This window comes from Paraburkholderia sp. RL18-085-BIA-A (genome assembly GCF_046027075.1).
Lineage (GTDB): Bacteria > Pseudomonadota > Gammaproteobacteria > Burkholderiales > Burkholderiaceae > Paraburkholderia.
Genome location: NZ_JARESU010000135.1, coordinates 1 through 21,246, shown reverse-complemented (window position 1 = coordinate 21,246; position 21,246 = coordinate 1). Strand labels below are relative to the sequence as shown.

17 protein-coding genes and 3 pseudogenes are annotated in these 21,246 nt (G+C 60.1%); 8 read left to right on the top strand and 12 right to left on the bottom strand.

From position 1 onward, the window contains the following. Nucleotides 1-174 precede the first annotated feature (174 nt). Both P0D89_RS42820 and P0D89_RS42815 read left to right on the top strand, forming a co-directional pair. Nucleotides 175-1,167, top strand: a complete 993-nt coding sequence (locus tag P0D89_RS42820; RefSeq protein ID WP_408367906.1) for an AraC family transcriptional regulator ligand-binding domain-containing protein — start codon at nt 175-177, stop codon at nt 1,165-1,167. 333 nt (nt 1,168-1,500) lie between these two features. Next, on the top strand, nt 1,501-3,462 hold the full coding sequence (locus tag P0D89_RS42815) for an alpha-galactosidase (protein ID WP_408378529.1): 1,962 nt from the start codon (nt 1,501-1,503) through the stop codon (nt 3,460-3,462). A 45-nt stretch (nt 3,463-3,507) separates the two neighbouring features. Here the strand turns inward: P0D89_RS42815 and P0D89_RS42810 are convergent, their stop codons facing one another. The 4 genes and pseudogenes from P0D89_RS42810 to P0D89_RS42795 form a co-directional block, all read right to left on the bottom strand. Then, on the bottom strand, nt 3,508-5,472 hold the full coding sequence (locus tag P0D89_RS42810) for a beta-galactosidase (protein ID WP_408367902.1): 1,965 nt from the start codon (nt 5,470-5,472) through the stop codon (nt 3,508-3,510). Nucleotides 5,473-5,570: 98 nt separating this feature from the next. Then, a pseudogene (locus P0D89_RS42805) lies at nt 5,571-5,747 on the bottom strand (3-hydroxybutyrate oligomer hydrolase family protein); the annotation flags it as partial. 77 nt (nt 5,748-5,824) lie between these two features. Further along, on the bottom strand, nt 5,825-6,574 hold the full coding sequence (locus P0D89_RS42800) for a maleate cis-trans isomerase family protein (RefSeq protein ID WP_408367900.1): 750 nt from the start codon (nt 6,572-6,574) through the stop codon (nt 5,825-5,827). A gap of 46 nt (nt 6,575-6,620) precedes the next feature. Continuing rightward, on the bottom strand, nt 6,621-7,973 hold the full coding sequence (locus P0D89_RS42795; RefSeq protein ID WP_408367898.1) for an MFS transporter: 1,353 nt from the start codon (nt 7,971-7,973) through the stop codon (nt 6,621-6,623). Between the two features lie 317 nt (nt 7,974-8,290). On the opposite strand from P0D89_RS42795, the gene P0D89_RS42790 reads away from it, so the two are divergent. Both P0D89_RS42790 and P0D89_RS42785 read left to right on the top strand, forming a co-directional pair. Next, nucleotides 8,291-9,193, top strand: a complete 903-nt coding sequence (locus P0D89_RS42790; RefSeq protein ID WP_408367908.1) for a LysR family transcriptional regulator — start codon at nt 8,291-8,293, stop codon at nt 9,191-9,193. Nucleotides 9,194-9,325: 132 nt separating this feature from the next. Further along, nucleotides 9,326-10,291, top strand: a complete 966-nt coding sequence (locus P0D89_RS42785; protein ID WP_408367896.1) for a D-2-hydroxyacid dehydrogenase family protein — start codon at nt 9,326-9,328, stop codon at nt 10,289-10,291. Between the two features lie 52 nt (nt 10,292-10,343). Here the strand turns inward: P0D89_RS42785 and P0D89_RS42780 are convergent. The 4 genes and pseudogenes from P0D89_RS42780 to P0D89_RS42765 form a co-directional block, all read right to left on the bottom strand. Further along, nucleotides 10,344-10,496: pseudogene (locus P0D89_RS42780) on the bottom strand (DDE-type integrase/transposase/recombinase); the annotation flags it as partial. 720 nt (nt 10,497-11,216) lie between these two features. Next, on the bottom strand, nt 11,217-12,398 hold the full coding sequence (locus tag P0D89_RS42775; protein ID WP_408367894.1) for a serine hydrolase domain-containing protein: 1,182 nt from the start codon (nt 12,396-12,398) through the stop codon (nt 11,217-11,219). Between the two features lie 230 nt (nt 12,399-12,628). Then, nucleotides 12,629-12,799, bottom strand: coding sequence for a hypothetical protein (locus tag P0D89_RS42770; RefSeq protein WP_408378527.1), 171 nt, complete (start codon nt 12,797-12,799; stop codon nt 12,629-12,631). Further along, nucleotides 12,790-13,185 carry a hypothetical protein gene (locus tag P0D89_RS42765; protein WP_408367890.1) on the bottom strand — a complete coding sequence of 132 codons (396 nt, stop codon included), beginning with the start codon at nt 13,183-13,185 and terminating at the stop codon, nt 12,790-12,792. Before P0D89_RS42765 ends, P0D89_RS42770 begins: the two co-directional genes overlap by 10 nt. Nucleotides 13,186-13,904: 719 nt before the next feature. Between P0D89_RS42765 and P0D89_RS42760 the strand changes: the two genes are divergently transcribed. Further along, the gene (locus P0D89_RS42760) at nt 13,905-14,624 is read left to right on the top strand and encodes a ferredoxin reductase domain-containing protein (protein ID WP_408367888.1); all 720 of its coding nucleotides are present in this window, start codon (nt 13,905-13,907) and stop codon (nt 14,622-14,624) included. A 285-nt stretch (nt 14,625-14,909) separates the two neighbouring features. On the opposite strand, the gene P0D89_RS42755 is transcribed toward P0D89_RS42760, so the two are convergent. The 4 genes and pseudogenes from P0D89_RS42755 to P0D89_RS42740 all read right to left on the bottom strand — a co-directional run bounded on the left by P0D89_RS42755 (nt 14,910) and on the right by P0D89_RS42740 (nt 19,460). Continuing rightward, the gene (locus P0D89_RS42755; RefSeq protein ID WP_408367886.1) at nt 14,910-16,457 is read right to left on the bottom strand and encodes a hypothetical protein; all 1,548 of its coding nucleotides are present in this window, start codon (nt 16,455-16,457) and stop codon (nt 14,910-14,912) included. Between the two features lie 260 nt (nt 16,458-16,717). After that, entirely contained in the window at nt 16,718-17,128 is a 411-nt protein-coding gene (locus P0D89_RS42750) for an ACT domain-containing protein (RefSeq protein WP_408367884.1), read from the bottom strand. Between the two features lie 217 nt (nt 17,129-17,345). Beyond that, a pseudogene (locus tag P0D89_RS42745) lies at nt 17,346-17,765 on the bottom strand (transposase); the annotation flags it as partial. Between the two features lie 45 nt (nt 17,766-17,810). After that, entirely contained in the window at nt 17,811-19,460 is a 1,650-nt protein-coding gene (locus P0D89_RS42740) for a fatty acid--CoA ligase (RefSeq protein WP_408367882.1), read from the bottom strand. A gap of 515 nt (nt 19,461-19,975) precedes the next feature. On the opposite strand from P0D89_RS42740, the gene P0D89_RS42735 reads away from it, so the two are divergent. The 3 genes from P0D89_RS42735 to P0D89_RS42725 are packed head-to-tail and all read left to right on the top strand — an operon-like array spanning nt 19,976 to nt 20,672. After that, nucleotides 19,976-20,233 carry a hypothetical protein gene (locus P0D89_RS42735; RefSeq protein ID WP_408367880.1) on the top strand — a complete coding sequence of 86 codons (258 nt, stop codon included), beginning with the start codon at nt 19,976-19,978 and terminating at the stop codon, nt 20,231-20,233. Nucleotides 20,234-20,256: 23 nt separating this feature from the next. After that, the gene (locus P0D89_RS42730) at nt 20,257-20,547 is read left to right on the top strand and encodes an RNA polymerase sigma factor (RefSeq protein ID WP_408378530.1); all 291 of its coding nucleotides are present in this window, start codon (nt 20,257-20,259) and stop codon (nt 20,545-20,547) included. Further along, complete coding sequence (locus tag P0D89_RS42725; protein ID WP_408367878.1) at nt 20,487-20,672, top strand: RNA polymerase sigma factor; 186 nt, start codon at nt 20,487-20,489, stop codon at nt 20,670-20,672. Before P0D89_RS42730 ends, P0D89_RS42725 begins: the two co-directional genes overlap by 61 nt. The last annotated feature ends 574 nt before the right edge of the window (nt 20,673-21,246 follow it).

Below are 21,246 nucleotides of genomic sequence, written 5' to 3'. Positions count from 1 at the left end.
TCTCCTCATGTCACTTCGATATACGAGCGATCCAAGGGTGTCAGCTTAGGCCAGTGCGCCGCGCATGTTCTGCCGTTGTGGTAGCCTATCCTGCCAACTTGTGCCAGCCCCGACAGCGCCATGCCCGCCGCCTCTTCCCGACGCGCGCCGCGGATCGATCGCGCCGCGACCCCAATGGCATTCGTGAATGCCGTGCTGCTCGGCTACGAGAAATACGGCGCCGATCCGTCGGATGCGCTGCGCGAGGCACAAATTGCGCCAGCGCTGCTGAGCAAACCTGGCGCCCGCGTGACAGCGACGCAATTCGAAGCGCTGTGCCGCGTCGCGATGCAGCAACTCGACGACGAAGCGCTGGGCTGGTTCTCGCGCCGACTGCCCTGGGGCAGTTACGGCCTGCTGGCTCGCGCATCGCTGACTTCGCCGAACCTTGGCGTCGCGCTGAAACGATGGTGCCGGCACCATCGGCTGCTCACCGACGACATCCTGCCGACCCTGACAGTCGCAGACGACATCGCAACCCTCGAGCTCGAAGAAAGACGGCAGTTCGGCGCGCTGCGCGAGTTCTGCCTCGTCACGGTGTTGCGCTACGTGCACGGGTACGCGTGCTGGCTGATTGATTCCCGCATTCCGTTGATCGCAACGGATTTCCCGTTCCAGCGGCCGCCGCACAGCACTGTCCATTCGCTGATCTTCCCGGGGCCGGTGCACTTCGGCCAGGACCGCGCATGCATGCGCTTCGCCGCCCAGTACCTTGCATTGCCGCCGCGTCGCGACGAACGTGCGCTGCGCACGATGCTGCAGCACGCACTGCCGCTCACCGTGCTGCAGTACCGTCGCGATAGGCTGTTGGCCAGCCGTGCACGTGCGCTGATGATTGCCCGGCCGAGCGAGCCGCACACCGCCGCGGCGCTGGCCGGCGCGCTGAACGTGTCGGTGCGCACGCTTCATCGTCAACTGGAAGAAGAAGGGACGTCGCTGCAGACGCTGAAGGATGCGGTGCGACGCGAGCGGGCGATTGAGCAGCTCTGCCGCACCACGCATTCGATCAAGCAGATTGCGCTGTCGATTGGCTTCGCGAGCGAAAAGACGTTTGCTCGCGCATTCCGGCAGTGGACCAGCCAATCGCCGAGCGAGTACCGGCAGAAATCCAGCGCCTCGACACGGTGAAGCAGGTTACGGCCGCGCTCCACGCCGCGCTGACGAGGGTTTAGTCGCGATAATGAGAGTTGGGCGAAGCCAGCGGGTGAAGTGTGCCGGTTTATGAAATCAGGGAATGGAATTGCTGTGCGGCGCACAAGCGAATGCTTCCGGCTTCCGGCTTCCGGCTTCCGGCTTCCGTCAGAATGGTGACCTATTGGTAGATGCTCCAGCTGCTCCAGCGTGCCCGGGTACTGCTTCGCGACCTGCAAGCCTTGCAAACTGAAAAAAATTCATGCACTTGCTCAATCCGCCCGAAGTACTCTATGGATCAGGCACCCTCCTCATCCTGAGGCCTGGTCCATGCACGCCAAAGAAACTGCGCCAACGCATCCGGGCATGCCCGTGTTCCAGACGAACGGTGACAGTCATTCTTTCGGTAACGCGGCGATCGCCTTGAACTGGACCGTCAGGCACCAGCATCTGGCCGATTTCGCCCTGACCGACAACGTGCACGTGCATACGCTGCGGGTCACCGCGCCGTTTGCGCTATCGCTGGCCGACGGTCGCACACTGGGCATTGCCGAACTGAAGCTGCTTGCGCCGCTGCGCGAAGAAATGCTGACGGCAAATCCCAAAGCATCTCGACTGGCCGAACGGATCGCGGGCAGGCGCGTGCGTGCCATCCTCGGCGACGAACAGGATCGCCTGCGGGTGGAGTGGAGCGTGGAGCAACGCGAAAGCTCGCAGTACTTGCGCTTGCAGGTGGCGATCACCGCGATCAGCAAGGACGAGCACGTTGCCACTGTTTCGCTGTTGGAGACGCAGGCGTGCGGTGCGCAAACCAGCGGCGAGTTCAAGGGAACACCTGTGGTCGCGGGCAACGTCTACCTTGGTTTCGAGCTTCCGTTGTCGCAAAGCCAGGTACGCGGGGACAGCGTCAGCTTCACCCTGTCGCGGGCTTTGCCGCTGGAAAAGGGCAAGACCAGTGTCTTCTCGGCGGTGGCTGGTGTGGCTCGCGATGGCCAGCTACGCCGCGATTTCGCGGCCTATCTCGAACGCGAACGGGCCCATCCGTACCGCCCGTTCCTGCACTACAACTGCTGGTACGACATCGGTTACCTCATGCCGTACACGCAGCAGCAAGCGCTCGAACGCATCGACGACATCGGCCGCGAGTTGCACGACAAACGCGGCGTACAACTCGACTCCTTCCTGTTCGATGACGGCTGGGACGACTACAGCGGCAGTTGGCATTTCGGCAAGGATTTTCCGCATGGATTCGTGCCGCTGCGCGACGCCGCCGCCCGGCACGGCGCGTCGCCCGGAGTGTGGCTGTCACCGTGGGGCGGCTATGGCTCGACGCGGCAGGAACGCGTGACGCGAGGCCACACCGCAGGATACGAGATCATCGATGGTTGCTTCGCGCTGTCCGGGCCGAAATACTACCGACGCTTCCATGAGGCCGTGATGGAACTGCTCACACAGCACGGCATCAATCAGTTCAAATTCGATGGCACCGGCAATGCCGACAAGGTGGTCCCGGGCAGCCGCTTCAGCAGCGACTGGGACGCGGCGATCCAGCTCATCGAGGACATCCGCGAGACCAGGCCCGAAACCTTCGTCAACCTCACCGTCGGCACTTATCCATCGCCGTTCTGGCTACGCTACGCTGATTCGATCTGGCGCGGCGGCAAGGATGACGACCTGGCCGGCGTTGGCAGCAATCGCGAACGCTGGATGACCTACCGTGACGCACAGACTTACCGCAATGTCGTAGTCAGGAGTCCGCTGTTTCCGCTCAACTCGCTGATGCTCCACGGCATCATCTACGCGCAGTTCAACGATCGGTTGAACACCGCTCAAGGCCAGGACTTCGCAAATGAAGTGCATTCGTACTTCGGCAGCGGCGCGCAACTGCAGGAGCTGTACATCACGCCGTCGCTGCTCGGCGCCGGCGACTGGGACGTTCTCGCCGAATCTGCCAGATGGGCCCGGGCAAACGCCGAGGTGCTGCGCGACAGCCACTGGATTGGCGGTGCGCCGGATGGGCTCGAGGTGTACGGCTGGGCTGCATGGTCGCCGGTCAAGGCGATCATCACGCTGCGCAATCCCGACAGCCAGGCGAAGCGCTTCGTGCTCGATTTGCGGCGGCAACTGGAATTACCAGCCGGCGCGGCGGGACGATTCCAGACGCACAGCTTATGGCACGGCCATACCTCGCATGTTCCGCCGGTGCTGGACGCGGACCGGCCGCAGACTATCTCGCTCGCGCCTTTCGAAGTGCTCACTTTGGAGTTGGTCCCGGCCAGTGGCGAAAGGTAATCGAAGTTGCCGCGGATTTCCCCGTGTTGGCTTCCGGTGCCCTCCTTACGATAGCGTGCGCGCGAGTTCTACCGGTTTGGCTTCCATCTGGTGCAGATCGAAAATGATGACCTCGTTGTCACCCAGCCTCAGCCACGGAGCAGGACAATACAGGCGCTCTTGCGGACCGATATTCCAGTAGCGACCCAGATTGTGCCCGTTGACCCAGACCACACCTTTGGTCCAGTTACGCATGTCGAGATAGGTATCGCCGATTGTATCCAGCGACAGAGTCGCCTTGAAGAACAGTCCGGCCTTACGAGGATTCGCGCAGACGGTGCGCAAGTTCGCGATAAACGCGGTATCCATCGGCAACAGGAAGACTTCCCAGCCAGTGAGCGTGTCGCTCGAATCTCCCGCATCCTCCAGCGTGACCGGTTCGAGAATGCCTTTTCGGTCGAGCATCGCGTGGCCATAGTTGACGCGCCCCATGCCCTCGACGAGGATATCCAATGATACGTCGCTGTCCGGCGACGTCGACACAAGCGGAAGCGTAAGGGGCGCGTGGTGCATGACATTCAGTGGCTGCACGCGATGCTCCGGCATGAAAACTCTCGACACACCGCCTACGTATTGCTCGCCGACGAAAACGGTCGCGTAATCGTGAACATCCTTGATATCCAGCACACCACCGCGGTAGCCCTGCAGCTTCTTACGATACAGCGCGAAACCAAACGCCTGGCCATACATTTCGAATGGCTGCGGGTCGACGGTTTGTTCGGCCGGGAGCGCGGCAGGCAGGTTGTCCCAAACGGACGCGCAAAGTTCCGGCATCAAGGCATGGCTTCCTTTGCGGCTGATAGTCGGAACGGGTTTGGGTATATCGGGCAGCGGTGTCGAGAGATAGCGGGCGATGACGTCGCGGTACTTCATGTACTTTGACGTCGCCACGCCTTGCTCGCTGATGGGTGCCGCGTAATCGTAGCTGGTAATGTCGGGTTGATATTCGCCTGAGTCGGCATCCACATTTGCGCCGGCATAGAAGCCGAAGCTGGTGCCGCCGTGAATGACATAGAGGTTGAACGACAGCTTCAGTTGCATGAACGCGTCTAGCGTGCCGGAAATATCTGCGGCCGTACCGTTGAGAGTCTCGTCGCCCCAATGGGTGAGCCACCCTGGATACACTTCACCGGCCATCGCCGGAACGGCCGGAAATTCCTGCCGGACGGCCGCGATTTGCTCCGCATCTCCATTGCTCAGTGCAATCGCGCCGCCGGTGACGTTCGTGCGATTCTCTTCAAGCTGCGTGATGCCATCTTCGGTATAGAACGGCCCGTGTACTCCTTCCTGAAGCCAGAGCTGCCGTATCTCTTCGAGGTAAGCCGGGTTGCCGGCGTACGAGCCGAATTCATTCTCGATCTGAATCATCAGGATCGGTCCACCGTGAATCACCAACAGTGGGTCGATGCGCGGGCTCAGCTCCCTGATGTAACGAGCTACCGCCGACATGTAGCGAGGATCGTGAGCGGAGTCGGTCCTGAGCTGGATGTCCGGGTAACTCAACAGGTACGACGGAATGCCGCCCAGATCCCATTCGCCGCAAATATAGGGACCCGGCCGCAGCAACACCCACATCCCCTCCTGCTGACACAGTCGAATGAATGCTTCGATGTCGCGGTTCCCCGTGCGGAAATTGAAAATCCCCGGACTCGCTTCGTGGTAATTCCACATGACGTAGAGGGCGATGCAGTTCATCCCCATCGCCTTGGCCATCAGGATGCGATGCTGCCAGTAGCCGGCGGGGATGCGGGCGGGATGCATCTCTCCGCTGCGGATCTGGAAAGGCTCGCCGTCGAGCAGAAAGCTTTCGCCGTCCTGGCTGAAAGAAAAGGTATGTGTGCCTTTGCCTGTTGAGGCCGGGATGTCGGCCGGGTGAGTGCCAGTCAGGCCGCTGTTCGGGTCGTTGCCACCATCGCGTGCCGACCCCACTGGCAGGAGCGCGGTGAATGACGACGATTCTCTGGTGTCCATTGATTGCATCTCCCGCGATGCTACCGAGAAGTGGCGCAGCGGAATACACGGACGACGACGGAACACGGACCACCCGCGGTGGCCTGTTAGTGACAGGAACGACCGTAGCCGCCGTTCGCGGTCAGGTCGATGAACTCGAGGTAATTCGACCAAAGAGCGAGGCGCCGCGACTCGGCTGCCGTAGGGCTCGCCGGGTCCGCAATAACCGGTCGCGGGCCGACGTGCCCGGTTTTGCCGAGGCCGGCAGCCAGCGGATCGTTGCTGACGCCGTCATATGTGGCCACCCAGTGGCGATCGCGGTATCGCCAGGCCCGACCGCGCAAAGATCTGTTCCTGACGCTACAGCGGTAGATCACGCACCGGAGAGCAACGCTCCCGCGCCGGGGACGATCGGCTCGAGCTCAAGATGATCCAGCATACGCCGGACGGTGCATACCGCCGTCGAGACGGTGCGGATCCCCAGCATGTCTTCGATGCGCTGAATCGCCGGCAATGACGGCATCTGGACGCATGCGGACGCTACCACGACGTCCGCGCCTTCCGTGTTCAGGCCGCGAACGTCGTCGACCAGCCGCATCGGGTCGCGCAGCCCGACTTCAAGGTTGTCGGGAATCTCAAAGCAGATGGAATCGATGACCTCAATGCCCTCGTTTTCTATATAAGCGACGACGAGGTCAGTCAAGGGCCGCATGTACGGCGCCATCAGCGAAATCCGGCGAGCGCCCATGATCTTCAAACCTTCTACCAACGCTCCCGCGGAGGTCATGACAGGCGCAAGGCAATGATTGGCACGCGCAACTTCCAACAGTTCGCGTTCGGTTTGCCGATGATATCCGGGCCCCATCGCCATGATCGCGACCAGACAAGCCGTGCTCATGACATCGACACGAGCGTCGGCGAGTTCCGCCGCGCAGCGCAAGCCTTCCTTGTTCATCGCCACCAATTCCTCTTTCGTGACCTTGTGCATTCTCATCCGGCTCGAATGGAACGTGAACCGCTCGGGGCGGATCGCTTCACGGGCACGCAACATGGCTGGAATTTCAGTTTCCATGGTCGTATTCGAACTTGGAACGATCTGTCCAATACGAAAACTTCGAGACATTTTTCTCTCCATAATAGAGTTAGGTATCCAGAATGCTTAGGCTGATTCAGTCCGGCATGCCTGCGCCACGCGTTTCAGGCAAGAACCACGGCAGCACGATACCAAGCAGATACACGGAACCCAGAGCCAACGCGGCCTGCGACACGCCACCGAACGATTTGATCATGCTGCCCGCGATGATGGGAAACACCCACGCGATCAGGCGCGCTGCATTGAACACGAAGCTGATCGCAGTGGAGCGCACGCTGGAGCCAAAGAGTTCACAGGGGTAGATCGCCATCCAGACATAGGCACAGCCCAAGGTGAAGAAGCCATTGATCGGCGCCACGATCATCATCGCTTCGACGCTTGTCGTCAGCTTGTATGTGATGAACGTTGTTACCAGAGCACCGACGAAAGTGAGTGACAGGAAGGCCCGCCGGCCCATTGCATCCACCACGAAGCCCGCGATCATGTAGGCCGCAATCGCGCCAACGGTGTATGCGATCGATATCTTCGAGCCCCACGACAAGGCGTCGGGGATACCTTCGGCTTTAGCGAGCGACACGGTATAGGTCGGCAGCCAGCTGGAAATGGCCCACCAGCCGACGGTCGTGACGATCGACAACACCAGCAGAAGCATCGTGCGGCGCAGCGCTTCGGGTTCACTGAACAGTTGCGTGAGCGTGAAGGGGCGCTTTTCGGATGCAGGCGCTTCGCCCGCGACCGGCGGGGTGTTCGTCGCGCTCCAGCGTTTCTCGCGTACCGCGCGTTGCCATTTCTCAGACTCGTTGACCCCGCGGCGGATGTACAGCACAAAGAACGCGGGGACTGCGCCAAGCACGAACATTAACCGCCAGGTTTCGGCACCGAGTGGATGCGCCGACGAAAGCGCGTACCACACGACCGCCGCGATCAGCGTGCCCCAGCCGAAGCCCGATTGCAGGAAGCCCGCGCCTTTCGCACGAGCCCGCTCAGGCCAGGTTTCCGACAGTAGCGCGACGCCCGTGCTCCATTCACTGCCCATGGCGAGGCCGGTCAGGAAACGCAGTCCGCACAACACCCAGAAGGTTTGCGAGAACGCGGTCAAACCCGAAAACACGGCATAGAGGAATACGGACCAGAGCATCATCCGCTTGCGTCCCACATAGTCCGCAAGGATCCCGCCGATCAGACCGCCCGCCCCCCAGCCGAGCAAGGTGATGCCGATGACCAGACCCGCGTAGGTCGTGGGGGACGCCGCTTGCGCCGGCGACAGCACCGAATGCAGCATTGGCCCAAGCACAACGACGAGTGCCAGTGCCTCGTAACCGTCGAAAATCCAACCGAGAAAGCTCGCTTTCAGCACGCGCCAGTGCGTTGCAGTGAGGCCCTCGTACCAATGAGTTCGCGAGCTCAGGGCAACCTGTTTGTGTTCCATCTTTCGTCTCCTTCATATTCTCAACAGTGTTTTCAGGCGTTCCGGCCGTGCACGGGCTTGTGCTTCTGAAAAGGCGAATGTTCCGGCGGCCAGGACAGAGTCGTCTTCTCGACATAGAATCGCGATTCACGCTGCCCGGCCTCCCGCCTTGGGCGATGGCCCGCGCGGATCGAACGCCATGGCACACAGAATGCCGGTTGCCGAGTGTATTGAAAACTTCTCAATGTTCAATAGAGGCATCGCCAAACGCGATGGGTGCTAACCTCCCGGATATCCAACCCGAAGGAATGAGGATGCGTGTTTCAGCAGATCGGCCGTTGCGACTCGACATGGAGTCTCTGCGCATTTTCGTGGCTGTCATCGAGGAGGGCAGCATTGCTGCGGCCGCAGCCCGCACGCACATCGTGGCGTCGGCCGTCAGCAAGCGCGTATCGGATCTCGAAGACGACGCTGGCACGCCGCTGTTATATCGGCACAGCCGCGGTGTGCAGGCGACGCCCGCGGGCGAGGCGCTTTATCATCATGCGAAGCGGCTGAGCGAGCACTTGCAGCAAATTTCGGACGAACTGTCTGAATATTCGGCGGGATTGAGGGGACATACCCGGATTTATGTGAACTTTACCGCCATGGTCCAGTATCTGCCGGGTGTGCTGCGCTCCTTTCTGCGCGCCAATCCGAAAGTGCGGATCGATATGGTCGAGAAATCGAGCGATGAAGTCGTGCAGGCGATCGCAAGCGGCGTCGCCGATCTCGGCATCTGCGCGGCCACCGAGGATTCCCTCGGCGATCTGCAATGGCGGCCGTACAGCGTCGATAAGCTGGTCGTGATCGTGCCGTCGGATCACCGGCTCGCCGAGCGCACAAACGTGACCTTCGCGGAAGTTCTGGAGGACGACGTCGTCAGCATGCCGTACGGCACGTCCATTTCCAAATTGTGTCGCGCCGCTGCCGAGCGTGCCGGCAGGCGGCTTCGCGTGCGCATCGAGGTGACCAGCTTCGAGGGGGTGCGCAATATGGTCAGCGCGGGTCTCGGCGTCGGTGTGCTTCCCAAGGGAAGCGTGACACCTTATATGCATTCGGTGCCGTTTCGCGTCGTTGAACTCGATGAACCGTGGTCGCTGCGGCCGTTATTAATAGTCGCGCGCCATTTTGATACCCTGCCGCTTCCCGCGCGCATGCTGGTCGACCACCTCGACAAGCAACGAGGCGACGTGTCATGAGGACCGTTGCAATTCGATGACGCGCCATCGCGGTTGGCGATGGGTGGCGTCGCTACTTATTGATTTACGTAACGGGCCGGGTTTCCTAGCATTCCGTTGGTAGCAACGTCGACAATTTCTGGAGCGCCTAACGTGGACCCCAATCTCCCTATCAAGGTAGCAGTTCTCGACGACTATCAGAATGTCGCGCTGAGGATGGCAGACTGGTCGCCGCTTAAGAGCCTGGCGGAAGTTTCGGTCTTCAACGACCACGTCGCCGATATCGGGAGCCTGATTCAACGCCTGCAGCCATTCGACGTCATATGCGTAATGCGAGAACGCACACCGCTGCCCCGCGTGGTCATCGAAAGCCTGCCGAACCTGAAGCTGATTGCCTCGACTGGCGCGGGGAATGTGTCGATCGACCAGGAGGCGGCTGCGGAACGCGGCATTGAAATTCGTCATACAGGCTATTCGTCCACGCCGACGATCGAGCTGACATGGGCGCTGATTCTCGCGATGGCCCGCAATATTCCCTTCGAAAATCAGTCACTGCGTCAGGGCGGCTGGCAACTTTCGCTTGGCGACGAACTCGCGGGCAAGACGCTCGGAGTGCTTGGTCTCGGCCATATCGGCTCGGCCGTCGGCATCATCGGGCGGGCATTCAGAATGAACGTCATCGCGTGGAGTCAGAACCTCACCGCCGAGCGCGCCGCGGAAAAGGGCGTGCAGCGAGTCAGCAAGGATGAGTTGTTCTCCACGGCAGATTTCTTGTCGATCCATTTGCGGTTGAGCGAGCGAACCCAAGGTTTGGTCGGTGCGGCGGAACTCGCGCAGATGAAGCCCACAAGCAGGCTGATCAATACGTCCAGAGCACTGATCGTCGACCCTGTCGCACTGCTCGACGCACTCACGACCGGTCAGATTGCCGGCGCCGCACTGGACGTCTACGATGTCGAACCGCTCGACAATCCGCACCCGCTGCGCGAATTGCCCAACGTGCTCGCGACACCTCATATCGGCTATGTGTCGAAGGAACTGTATCGCACCTTCTACGGCGATACTGTGCGTCACATCGTTCGGTGGCTTGATGAAACCGGACGTTCTGCCCCAGGCTAAGCAGGAGATGGATCGACGGCGTTTCATCTCTCTGCGCCTTCGCGTCCGGCTAGCTGCGCAACCGATCGGTGACGATCTTGCGCGGCGTCGCGCAAGATCGCATCACACGCTTGAAGAAGCGCTTGGCAGCGGTTCTGTCGCGCCGCTTAGGTAGCAGGATGTCGAGTTCGGCGCCAGGCTCGTTGACCGCGCACCACAGCAGCCACAGCACGATCCGGTCTTCAGCATTACTAGCTGCTACCACACTGTGGTTCGCGTGCAGGTCTATTCCGCAGAAGTTCATGTTGGCCTCCGTCAGGTAACAACGGCTTGTCTCGAGGCCCGCTACATGATTGTCAGCGCCCTTTACCAGTTGAGAGTCAACGTCAAACCTCGGTGGAATCGTTCAGTTTAAGGAGTCGATCGGCATTGCCATGCGCGATCTTGATCCGATCGGCCGGAGACCGATAGATTGGCGAATCCAAAAATGAGAAAGCGCCGCGCAAAGCGCGGCGTTTCCCAGGTTTTCCGATAGTTGCCGAAAGCACGCGACTAATGTCGAATGATTCCCGCTCAATCGTCAATTGGTGACCGAGATCCTTGTGGAGGCAGCCTTTTCGCCCGGTCGAATAGCGACGATACCGTCAAGCAAGCACCCCGCTGAACGGTTGAACCAGTTCGCCTTCCGCTGCCAACATGAATCGAATCGCCATGGTCGCCGCGTTTCAATGTGTGGCCGCATTAAGTCTGGTAACCGTTGTCGAAATTTAGCCAGCCACGGTCTCTTCATGGCCGCGAGTCGACGAACCTGCCTTCTTTTGTCGTCCCAATCGTCGACTCGTATTCGTGTCCGGACCGTTGGATTGAGCGCACATTTCCTCAAGACGGTCCCGTCAAAACGAATGCACGGCAATTCCGAAAGGCAGCGCGCTCTCAGGCCTGCACGTCACCCGACGCCGTACACGGCGTCGCGCAGATCGATTGTGTATTGGCCGTTCATGCCTTCATAGAGCGTATTCGACAGCGACACGACGGTCAGCCCGCGCGCGCGATCGACGAACCACGAGTGACCGTAGACACCGCCCCAGCGCCACGTGCCCGGCGATTCCGGTGACGCCGCTGCGTGTGGATCGCGCAGCACCGAAAAGCCAATCCCGAAACCGACGCCGGGCCGGTCCGGCAAAACGAAATCGCCAGTCTGCACGCGTCCCATCTCGTCCACGAACGCGGCAGGCAGCAGTGCGCCGCCGCCCGCGCGCAGCGTGTCCAGCACATGCAGCACGTCGCCCGCGCTGCCTACCATCCCCGCACCGCCCGACGCAAAAGCCTGCGCGTCGAGCGCGCGCGCCGGCGAGTACGTGACGCCGACAGTGCCTTCGAGAATAGCCACGGTCTCGTTCTCGCCGAGCCGGTGCGGCTGCGGAGTATCGTTGACGTACGGTGTCGCGAGCCGCGCGGGATCGACCGCGACGAACGCCGTGTCGCGAGCGCCGAGCGGACGGAGCACCAGCGCATCGACAGCTTCGGCGAGGGGCATCCCGCAGACAGCCTCGATCAGCGCGCCGGTCACGTCGAGCGCGACCGAGTAGTTCCAGCTCGTCCCCGGCGCATACAGCAGCGGCGCGCTCGCGATCCGGCGTACGTTCTCGCCTAGTGTGATGGCCGCGCCGTCGAGCCCGTCCGATACGCCCGCGCGCGCATACGGCCCGTTCGCATCGGCTTCCGCAAAGCGATAGCCAAGGCCCGCGGTATGCGTAAGCAGTTGCCGCACCGTGATCGCCGGCACGCGGCCGTCGGGAAGGCTCGGGCGGAAATCGGCCAGCCAGCGTGTGACGTCATCGTCGAGCGACAGTTTGCGTTGCGCCACGAGCACGATGGCGGCCGTCGAGACGATCGGCTTCGTCACCGACGCGAGTCTGAACAGCGTGTCCTCGCGCATCGGTGTGCGCGATTCGCGGTCCGCGAATCCGGCCGCGCGGCGATAGACGAGTTGTCCGTCGCGCGCGATCAGCACTACCGCGCCGACGAGACGCTGCGCGTCGAGCGCGCGGGACAGCACCGCATCGACACGCTGGGCGAGTGCGGCATCGGCGGGCGGTCGCAATGACGATGCTGGGGTGTAGGGCATACAGGGCTCCGTCGTGTTCGGTCTAGCTGACATGGTAGGAGAAGATTGGTCGCGATCGTCATTAACCCGTATGACGGAGAGGGCTACGTGGGCTATGTGGGGTGTTGTTGTTTTGTTGGGTCAGTTAGCGGTTATCGGACCCATTTGAGCCATCCAGCACGTTGGGCTGGATGGCTGTTCCGTCCCGAGGAGCGGCCGCAGCCTCGACATGCTCATCGTCCTGCTTACTTTTACATTGCTGCGTGGGCTGTGTCGGTGAACAATGGCCGACGCAATGTCTGGGCCAACAACACCCCAATGAGCGCTGCCCCACCTCCGAGCAGATGATACAAATGAAGATGTTCACCAGACCATCCGAAGGCAATCGCCGCCGTTGCAATTGGCAGCAGGTTCATGAACATGTTGCAATGGTTAGGGCTGAGACGTTTGATTCCCTGTATCCAGAAGATACGGTAATACGACCCATGCCAGTGTTCCCGTAGGCAATCAACGGCAAACTCGCCCCGTTCGGGAGTGCTGCATGCACCGGCAGTCGTAGTTCAAGAAGCAGCGTGAAGACCAATGCAGCGATGGCCTGAAGATACGTCGACTGCCACAACGGCAATCCAACGTGCCAACGGCATACCAGGATTCCATACAGCGCATAAGCAAGCGCTACCATCAGCATCAGCAGATCACCGGCATGCACACCGCCGGCAAAAAGCGCGACTGGGTTTCCCGAGCTGATCAGATAGACCAGGCCGCCAAATGACAGAACGCCGCCACACAGCGTCCCGATGGTTGGCACCTCCCGCAGCAACGGAACAGAAAGAAGAGCGGGGAATATTGTGAGCTACTGACAGTTTTCGACTCAGACGAACAACACCGGGAAATGTGAGACCGTACACCGCGGCCGCGGCCGCCCCCCAGCAGCAGCTCGGCCAGGAGCTTGACGACGTAAATCGATGCGGGTCCGATGTTGAAATACCTCAGCGCGATGTAGCGGCGCATCTAGCCGCTCTGACGTGCGCGATGCGTCGGCAGCCTTGCCAAGGATACAGCTGCCTTCATCTATTGACGACGGCGAAAACGATTCCTCGCTCGCCTGTGTGCAGTGGTCGAACGTGACGCCTCGTTGCGGGTCGACACGCCTTGTAAAGCGGACGGGAAGCTATAGTGCCTTCTCCCGCCCACAAGATAAAGTTGAAGTTTCTTATCGTGTGCATTAGCGATCGTGCATGGATCGGTGTGAAAGCAGCCCAAGCATTGCCTTGTCACCCTTGATGGACATACCGTTCCCAAGTGCATTTACTATGCTATGCCAAGCATCGTCAACGTGATGTAATCAATAATCAGAAAGTACGTTCTGGAAATACCATCCTTGCACTAATCGCTCAACGCCTTTAACCACGCGGGTTTCGACGCCCGATCATCACTGCGGATTCGCTACAACCCGACTCCCCTCTCCATCCCTTACGCGGTATCGGCTAGAGTTGCACCTGTGAAGCAGATCCTATTGGAGACGACATGCGCGACAACCTGATTCCCGTCATCGTGGGCCGGACATGGCAAATTGCTAAGGGGTACCATGCCGTTGAACTTCGAACAACGTCCAAATCGGCGCTTCCGCCGTTTAACGATGGGTCGTGCGTCACTCTCTGTCTGAATAGCGCTGGCGACAAGCAAAGAATTTATCCTTTGCTCAGTGTTTCGTCCCTATCCGATGGTTACGTGGTAGGCATGAGACAAGAAGGTGATGGCAGAACGGATAGTCTGCTAACCAGGTTTCCGTTGAATGAACGAGACGAAGTGTTTGTCGGCACCCCCAAAAGCCCGCCGACAATTTTGGACGATCGCGCGCGATCTATCCTTTTTGCTGGCGGAATAGGCGCAGCATCGATCGCGGGAATCGCGAAGCGGCTTGCATCGGCGGGTCAAAGGTTCGAAGTGCACAACTTCGCCCGATCGGCCGACCGCGCAGTTCTTCGAGAAGAATTTGACGCGCTTCGAAGTCACGGAGAGGTTTATCACCATTTCGGCCTGTCCGATGATCTATTCGCGCAGAAGAGTTCCCACGCAATGAGTCCAACTCATGCCAACACACAGATTTACTGCAGCGGCCCCCCTGCTTTCATGGATCTCATTGTGCGCCAAGCCCGCGAATGGGTGTATGCAGCGAACGTTCATAAAATCGCCCTTGGCGACCAAAAGGCATGGTCAGCAGTAGTGAGACGGCACGGCAACTGAGGCGCGCTTTTCGCATCTGATAGACAATCGCTCGTCCAGTCCCGCCCGCTCACGCCTATCAGGGGCTGTGGAATACTCGTGAGCCGCCTGGACGGTTCCAGAACCGTGGGTTGACGTCAAGCGCATCTGACCGGTTGAATCCGCAACCCACAAGAGCCGGTCGCATTTTCAAAGAGCGGACAATCAGCGAGCGCGCCCAACCGTGTGCCCTAAGTCAAAACGCCAGCATGAACAGAAGCAAAGAAGCACCTGCGCAAGTTCGGCCCGGCGTGCGAACGAGCCGCTTCAGTTCGACACGTTCAGCAAGATCATTCCATGAACGCGGGAAAGCGCCTGCTGCCATTCGGCGCTATTGCGCGCGGCGTCGCCCTTGTCGATGAGCGGTTCGAGCAACGAGAGCAGGTCCGTTGAACGGGATGAGTCTTCCGGTGTGGTGACGTCGGAAGTCAGCACGCCTCGTTCGTACTTCGAATGACGTGTGCTCTCGTCCGAAGTCTGACGCAGCGAGGCGTGCACCAGCGCGCCACGTTCCGTAGCCAGCTGGACGGTGCTTTCGGCGTCGTCGTCGATCCGCACATAATCGTAGTTCTGCGAGGACCTCGACGAGGTAAGGACCGGGTTGCCGCCGCCCGTGAGCGCCTGATGGTAGCTGGCGATCAGGTGCGATTGCTGGTTTTGCGAAATCTTGCCTTCGAAGCGCGAGCCTTCAAGCTGCGTCGTTTGCGAGACCTGATACGAGAATGCGTCGACTTCGCCCGGACGCATCGGATTGGGCGACGCCGACGCGTCCGTGATCGATGCGCTGAAGTCAGGGAGTCCCGTCAACATCGCCTGATCCGACTGCTGCAGCCACGGGGCGTAGCCCGTTCCCGGCAGCGCCTCGGCCGAAGGCGTCCCGTAGTCCTCGTTCATCTGCGCGAATCCGTCCTCGAACATCGACATCAGCGCTGCGTTGCCGTGCCCGCGTGAATTGGCGTGATCGAACTGCTGAAGATAGCTCGCCACAGACGCAGCGCGTTGTGCGCTCGTTCCCCAAAGCGCCGAATGGCTCGTATCGACCTTCACGCTCATGGCGCGCGCCGCGCTCGTGACGCTCAGGCTTCGCGCCGCGCTGTCCTGCGAATAGCTTGCCGAGATGTCCGCATTGCCGTCGCCCGTTACGCTGTATTGAAAGCTCACGGAAGCGAACACCGAGGTGTCGGACTGCGTCAGGCCGCTGAGGTCGAGTTTCGGCGGCACGGCGCCCAGGCCGTCGATGGCCTGCTGGAAACCCTCTGAAAGCTTTGCCAGCGCATTGCGTTCACTCTCGCTGAGCGCGCCGCTGCTCTTGATGCGGACCGAAAGGCCGCCGTCCTCGCTGCCCAGCGCGATTTCGACCGTCACGCCGCTCGCCATTCGCACCGTCAAGTCGATCTGGCCGGCGGGTCGTTGAGAAGACGGTCCAACGCCGCCCACACCTGAGGACCCAACGCTGACCGATTGCGAATAATCGCTGCCCGTGGTCTTGAAGCGATCGAGCAGCGCGCTGCCGAGCCCGGCGAAGCGTCCCACCATCGTCTGCGCGGCGTAGTTCCCCGTCATCCTGAGCGTCACCGCGTCGCGGTTGTCGCTGGCCCAGTTCACTGTGGGCATGGCGGCGCTCAGCGTGCCTTCCGGCGTATAGGTTTCGAGCACCGCGATGCTGCTCGCGAAAGGGATCGTGACGATGGCCGACGGCGAGAGCGCCGCCATGCCTTGCGCATCCCCGTCAACCGTCATCGCGGGATTCACGAAATCGGTGAGGGGCGCGGGCGCAAGGGTCGTGGCAAGGTTCAAGGACGATAGCGTGGTCATGGCTCAATGCGTTCTTGTTGTTCGCGAGGGAGCGTGGCGCGCCGCTGTGACGGCGCCATCATCTGCTTTATCGTCAATGCTTTCGAATACTTTGGTAAGAACCTGACAGATACGAGTAACCCTCCAGGGTCCAGATAGCCGACATTCAATCGTACGGTCTGGATGGTCACCGATTCACGCCCGGTTGTCGAAGGTCCGTTCCTCGCCTGTTTGCGTCTGGCGGGGGGAGCCCTCTTGATCCTCAATCCGAAAACTAAAGGCTACTGCGCGGTGCCTCCATCAGTTTGCAACTGACGAAGTACCTGCATCGCCGTCTGTGCCGCTTCGAGAGGCACAAAAATATGATCATGGTACGCGCCCGCCACGACGTTACAGCTGATGCCGGAATGACCTAATGCCCTCGCGAACGCTGCGGTCAGCCCCACCGCCTCCAAGGATGAATTGACGGTCAACGTAATCCAGGCGCATTTGAACAGCGCATTCAAACCGCTGATTCGCGCATCCGTCTCGCTCGTCACAACCGACAAGCCCTCGGGCTCGCGAATTGACGCAACGATGACGGCTGGGTCAATGGCATAACCATCCTTGACCGAAGCAAACACAAACACGCCCGGGTTAAGCACCGGCTCCAATGTATTTAATAAAACCGAAAGATCCGAAACCGGGTTCATGTCACCTCCTGTGCGGCATAGCTCCAAGTGATTTAGGCCCCGCTGGCTCGTGGACATCAGCGGACGTGTTTGACCGATTTGAGCCTATTATCGAACGAATGGACTGGCCGGCCGCCGCCCCTCGGCGATCGGCAGCACCCCGGCGCGATCGATCATTCTGTTACCTCCAACGTCGCGTTCTGTGACGTACAGCGGTCACTCTGCGGACTAGAGTGTGTCAGGAACTTTGAAGTACTGGAACCGCGTGTACGAGCATAAGCATTGCGAAGACCACGAAATGAAGACCGGCAAGCGTTTCAGGGAGTCGCTCATAGTCACGAGCGAGGCGACGGAACCGGTTGAGCCGGCCAAAGCTGCGCTCGACCACCCACCGCCGGGGCAGCACTACAAAACCCTTTTCTTCCTCGAGTTTGATCACCTGCAGTTCGATGCCTTCGTCGAGTGCAGCCTGCGCTGGCTCTTCGCCCGTGTATCCCTGATCTGCAAATGCAACTTCGACTGTGTGTCCCGTCACGTGCTGGACCTGACATGCCAGTTCTGCTACCTGGGTACGCTCCTGTTCGTTGGCCGGTGTCACATGTACCGCCAGCAATTGCCCCAGGGGGTCCACCGCAATGTGGACCTTGCTGTTGCTACGCTATATCCCGGGATGCTCATCGTGTGATCTCCTCGATTTCACGGGTCAGATAAACTGTTCACGCAGACGCTTCTTGTTCATCTTGCCGACGCTCGTTTTTTCGAGCGCCTCGACGAGCTTGACGATCTGCGGTATAGCGTACTTCGAGATCTGCCCTTTCTCGCTGAACGCGAGAACGTGCTTCTTGACATCATCCTCCGTAAGCGTCGTGACCAGGTCTTTCCTGGGTACGACCAGCGCCACAGGCCGTTCGCCCCACTTTTCGTCCTTGACACCGATCACGGCGACTTCTGCGACGCCAGGATGCTGTGAAATCAGGCTTTCGATTTCGAGCGACGAGACCCACTCGCCGCCTGACTTGATCACATCCTTGATGCGATCGGTGATCTGCAGATTGCCCGTAGCGTCGATGTTGGCGATATCCTGGGTATGGAGATAGCCGCCTTCCCAGAGCTGCCCGGACGCCTCCGGATTCTTCAGATAGCCCTGGGTAAGCCACGGTGCGCGCACGACGATCTCTCCATATGCCTTGCCGTTGTGCGCGACGTCTTCCATGTCCTCATTCACGATGCGCAAGTCGACGAGCGGCACGGGATAACCGGTCTTGCAGCGCAGACGCACCTCCTCGTCCGTGTCGATGTCCCCGCTGCCCGGCCTCAACTGCGCGAGGCTCAGCAAGGGGCACGTCTCGGACATGCCGTAGCCGGTAAAGATATCGATGCCACGGTCGAGCGCAGCGCGCGCGAGGCCGTGAGGCAATGCGCCGCCGCCGATGATGACTTTCCACTTGCCCAGATCGACGTCCTTTGCCTCCGGACAGCCCAGCAGCATGTGCAGAATCGTGCCGACGCAGTGCGAGAACGTGATCTCCTCGTCGCGTATCAGCTGCACAAGCCGCTCCGCCACATAGCGTCCTGGATAAACCTGCTTCACGCCGAGCACCGTGGCGATGTAGGGCACGCCCCAGGCGTGAACATGAAACATCGGAGTAAGCGGCATATAGACATCACCGCGGTGAAACCGTTGCCCCGACACCGGGCTCGCCAGCGCAGCCATGCCGGTAATCGTGTGCAGCACCAGTTGCCGATGTGAGAAGTAGACGCCCTTGGGCAAGCCGGTAGTGCCTGTCGTGTAGAACGTGGTGGCCCGTGTGTTCTCGTCAAAATCCGGGAACGCGTAACTGGACGCGCTCCGGGCAAGCAGGCTCTCGTATTCGTCGGAGAACGGAATCGTGTGCGCGCACGCTTCGCTGCCTTCCTCTTCGATCCAGACGAATTTGCACACCGTTTCGAGCTTGTCCTTGATCGCTTCCACCACAGGTAGAAAATCGGTGTGAATGAGAAGGATCTCCGCGCCGGCGTGATTGATGGTGTAGGTGATTTCTGAAGGCGAGAGCCGCACGTTCACCGTCTGCAAGACGGCACCCATCATCGGTATGGCGAAGTAGCATTCGAGATAGCGATGACTGTCCCAGTCCATGACCGCGACAGTACTGCCATGCTGCGTCCCGAGTCGGCTCAGACCGTCGGCGAGCCGCGCAATGCGTTCGCCCAGCGTCCTGTAGGTCAACCGTTTCTGGCCTCTGTAGACGATCTCCTGGTTCTGCGCGTGGGCGAGTGGCGTATGCAGCAGGTGCTTGATCAGCAATGGATAAGCATAGGCTGACGGCGTCGCGTTCATCGTCTGGTCGTGCATCTACATCTCCCTGGTTCCGATAGTGGGTACCCGGTCACGAATGCGCCCACCAGCTGCGTCCGTGTGATGACTTCTCAGCGATGCTCTCGCGCCGGGTTGTGCAGCCATACGATTGAGGCCATGGACCCATGAGTGCCAGAAACCTTGCAATCTCGGGTTTCTCCCAATCGCCCAGCGCCGAAAACGCGTGGGACCGGAACCGGTAGAACAATTGGTGTCGGCGTGGAAAAGCAGATCGGTGTTTTTCTTTCGCTTTCCCAAGTGCCGAACAGGCGCTGCGGTTCTGGGATTGCCTACCGCTTATTGGCGCGACGGAAATGTGCATCGGCGGCGGCGAGCGACCGGACATGTCGGCGACGCACGCGTCGATGGATTGTTGACATATGTCTGGAAGCGGTGTGACCACCGATAACTAGAGTAATGCGACCCAGGATCCTCAGACGTACTCCTGGAATGCCAGGAGCATTTCTTTCGACAGAGTCTCAATGCGCCCGTAACGCAAATTGACGGCACCTTTGGCGGCCATCGCCTTTAGCTCATTGGAGGTCGCGCTGGCTATTGTCTTCCTCAACGGGCTCACTGCCGTTATTGTGTCGATCGCCGCTACCGGCATTGTGGTTTCCAGGCTGGTTGGGGTCCTGCATACGCGCTGGTTGGGCGCAAACTGGCCAAGCAGCAAGCAAGGCGTTGATGTGGAACCCGGCGAACAAAAGCTGGCAGCGATAGAAGCGGCGCGCACGGGCGACCCTGCCGCCGCACTGAAGCGTCTTTAAAGACTATGCCAACCGGACATCCGATGGTACGCGCAACGCAATTGTCTAATTTCAGACGTGGACACGCCGTGCAGGAAGTGCTGCTCATCGTTGCTCGCAAGTTCTCGTCAGTGCGCGCGGACGTAGCGTTCTCCGGATGGATGTTCAGCATTGTTCGCCACGAGTGCCGTCGACTCGGAAGAAAGGCATTGAACTTCGACCCATACAACGAGGAAGAGGTAGACCGCTGGATTGGCAGTCGCGACAACGACGCTTGCGGTGCGAACTGGCTGACGCGCCTGAGTCTCTGCCCGCCGACTATCGTGATGTCCTGATAGTAAGGGATTTTGAAGAGCTGACCATCGCTGAGATTGAGCAACGCATTGGCGCGTCGGTTCCGGCAACAAAGAGTCGCCTGCATCGCGCTCGCATGATGGCGCGGGAGTATCTGCTTTCATGATTGCACTTTGAGACGCGGCGCTACGCGAATCTGATAGGAGTCCAATGTATGCGCGAGAATATTTGACGTACGTCATAATTATGATTATTGCCCGCCGGCGTCAAATATGGCGATCCGAGAGTAAACGAGTACGCTCTTGAGCACATAAAGGTTCGGGCTCAAAAAATGTACTCACGAGTCTCGGCTGGCTGTGCCCGCGCTATGACGCTCACCTTTGGATTCGTAGCAATCCAGCCGTCCAGCATATCTGCCCACGCCTAGAGCATCGCTCTCCTCTGCTCTGCATACTCGGCCTTGTTGTAGACCGCGCGCATCGATACGACTACCGGGTGAACGGTCGCCGGGAATACAGACCCGCGCATCGGAAAGTCCGGTATTCGGTCTTGTGAGAAGTTTCGGATCAGCCGAACTCAGGCCAACCCTCGACGCGCCCTGGAGTGCCGTCATGTTGGCGCGGCGAAACCGCCGTCATCAACCAGAAAGCTGTCGTGCCGAGTCGACCACGGCACCGATCGCAAGGGGTCTAGCTACGCGGCGTCCCCGACGGGTAACGTGAAATAAAACGTCGCGCCTT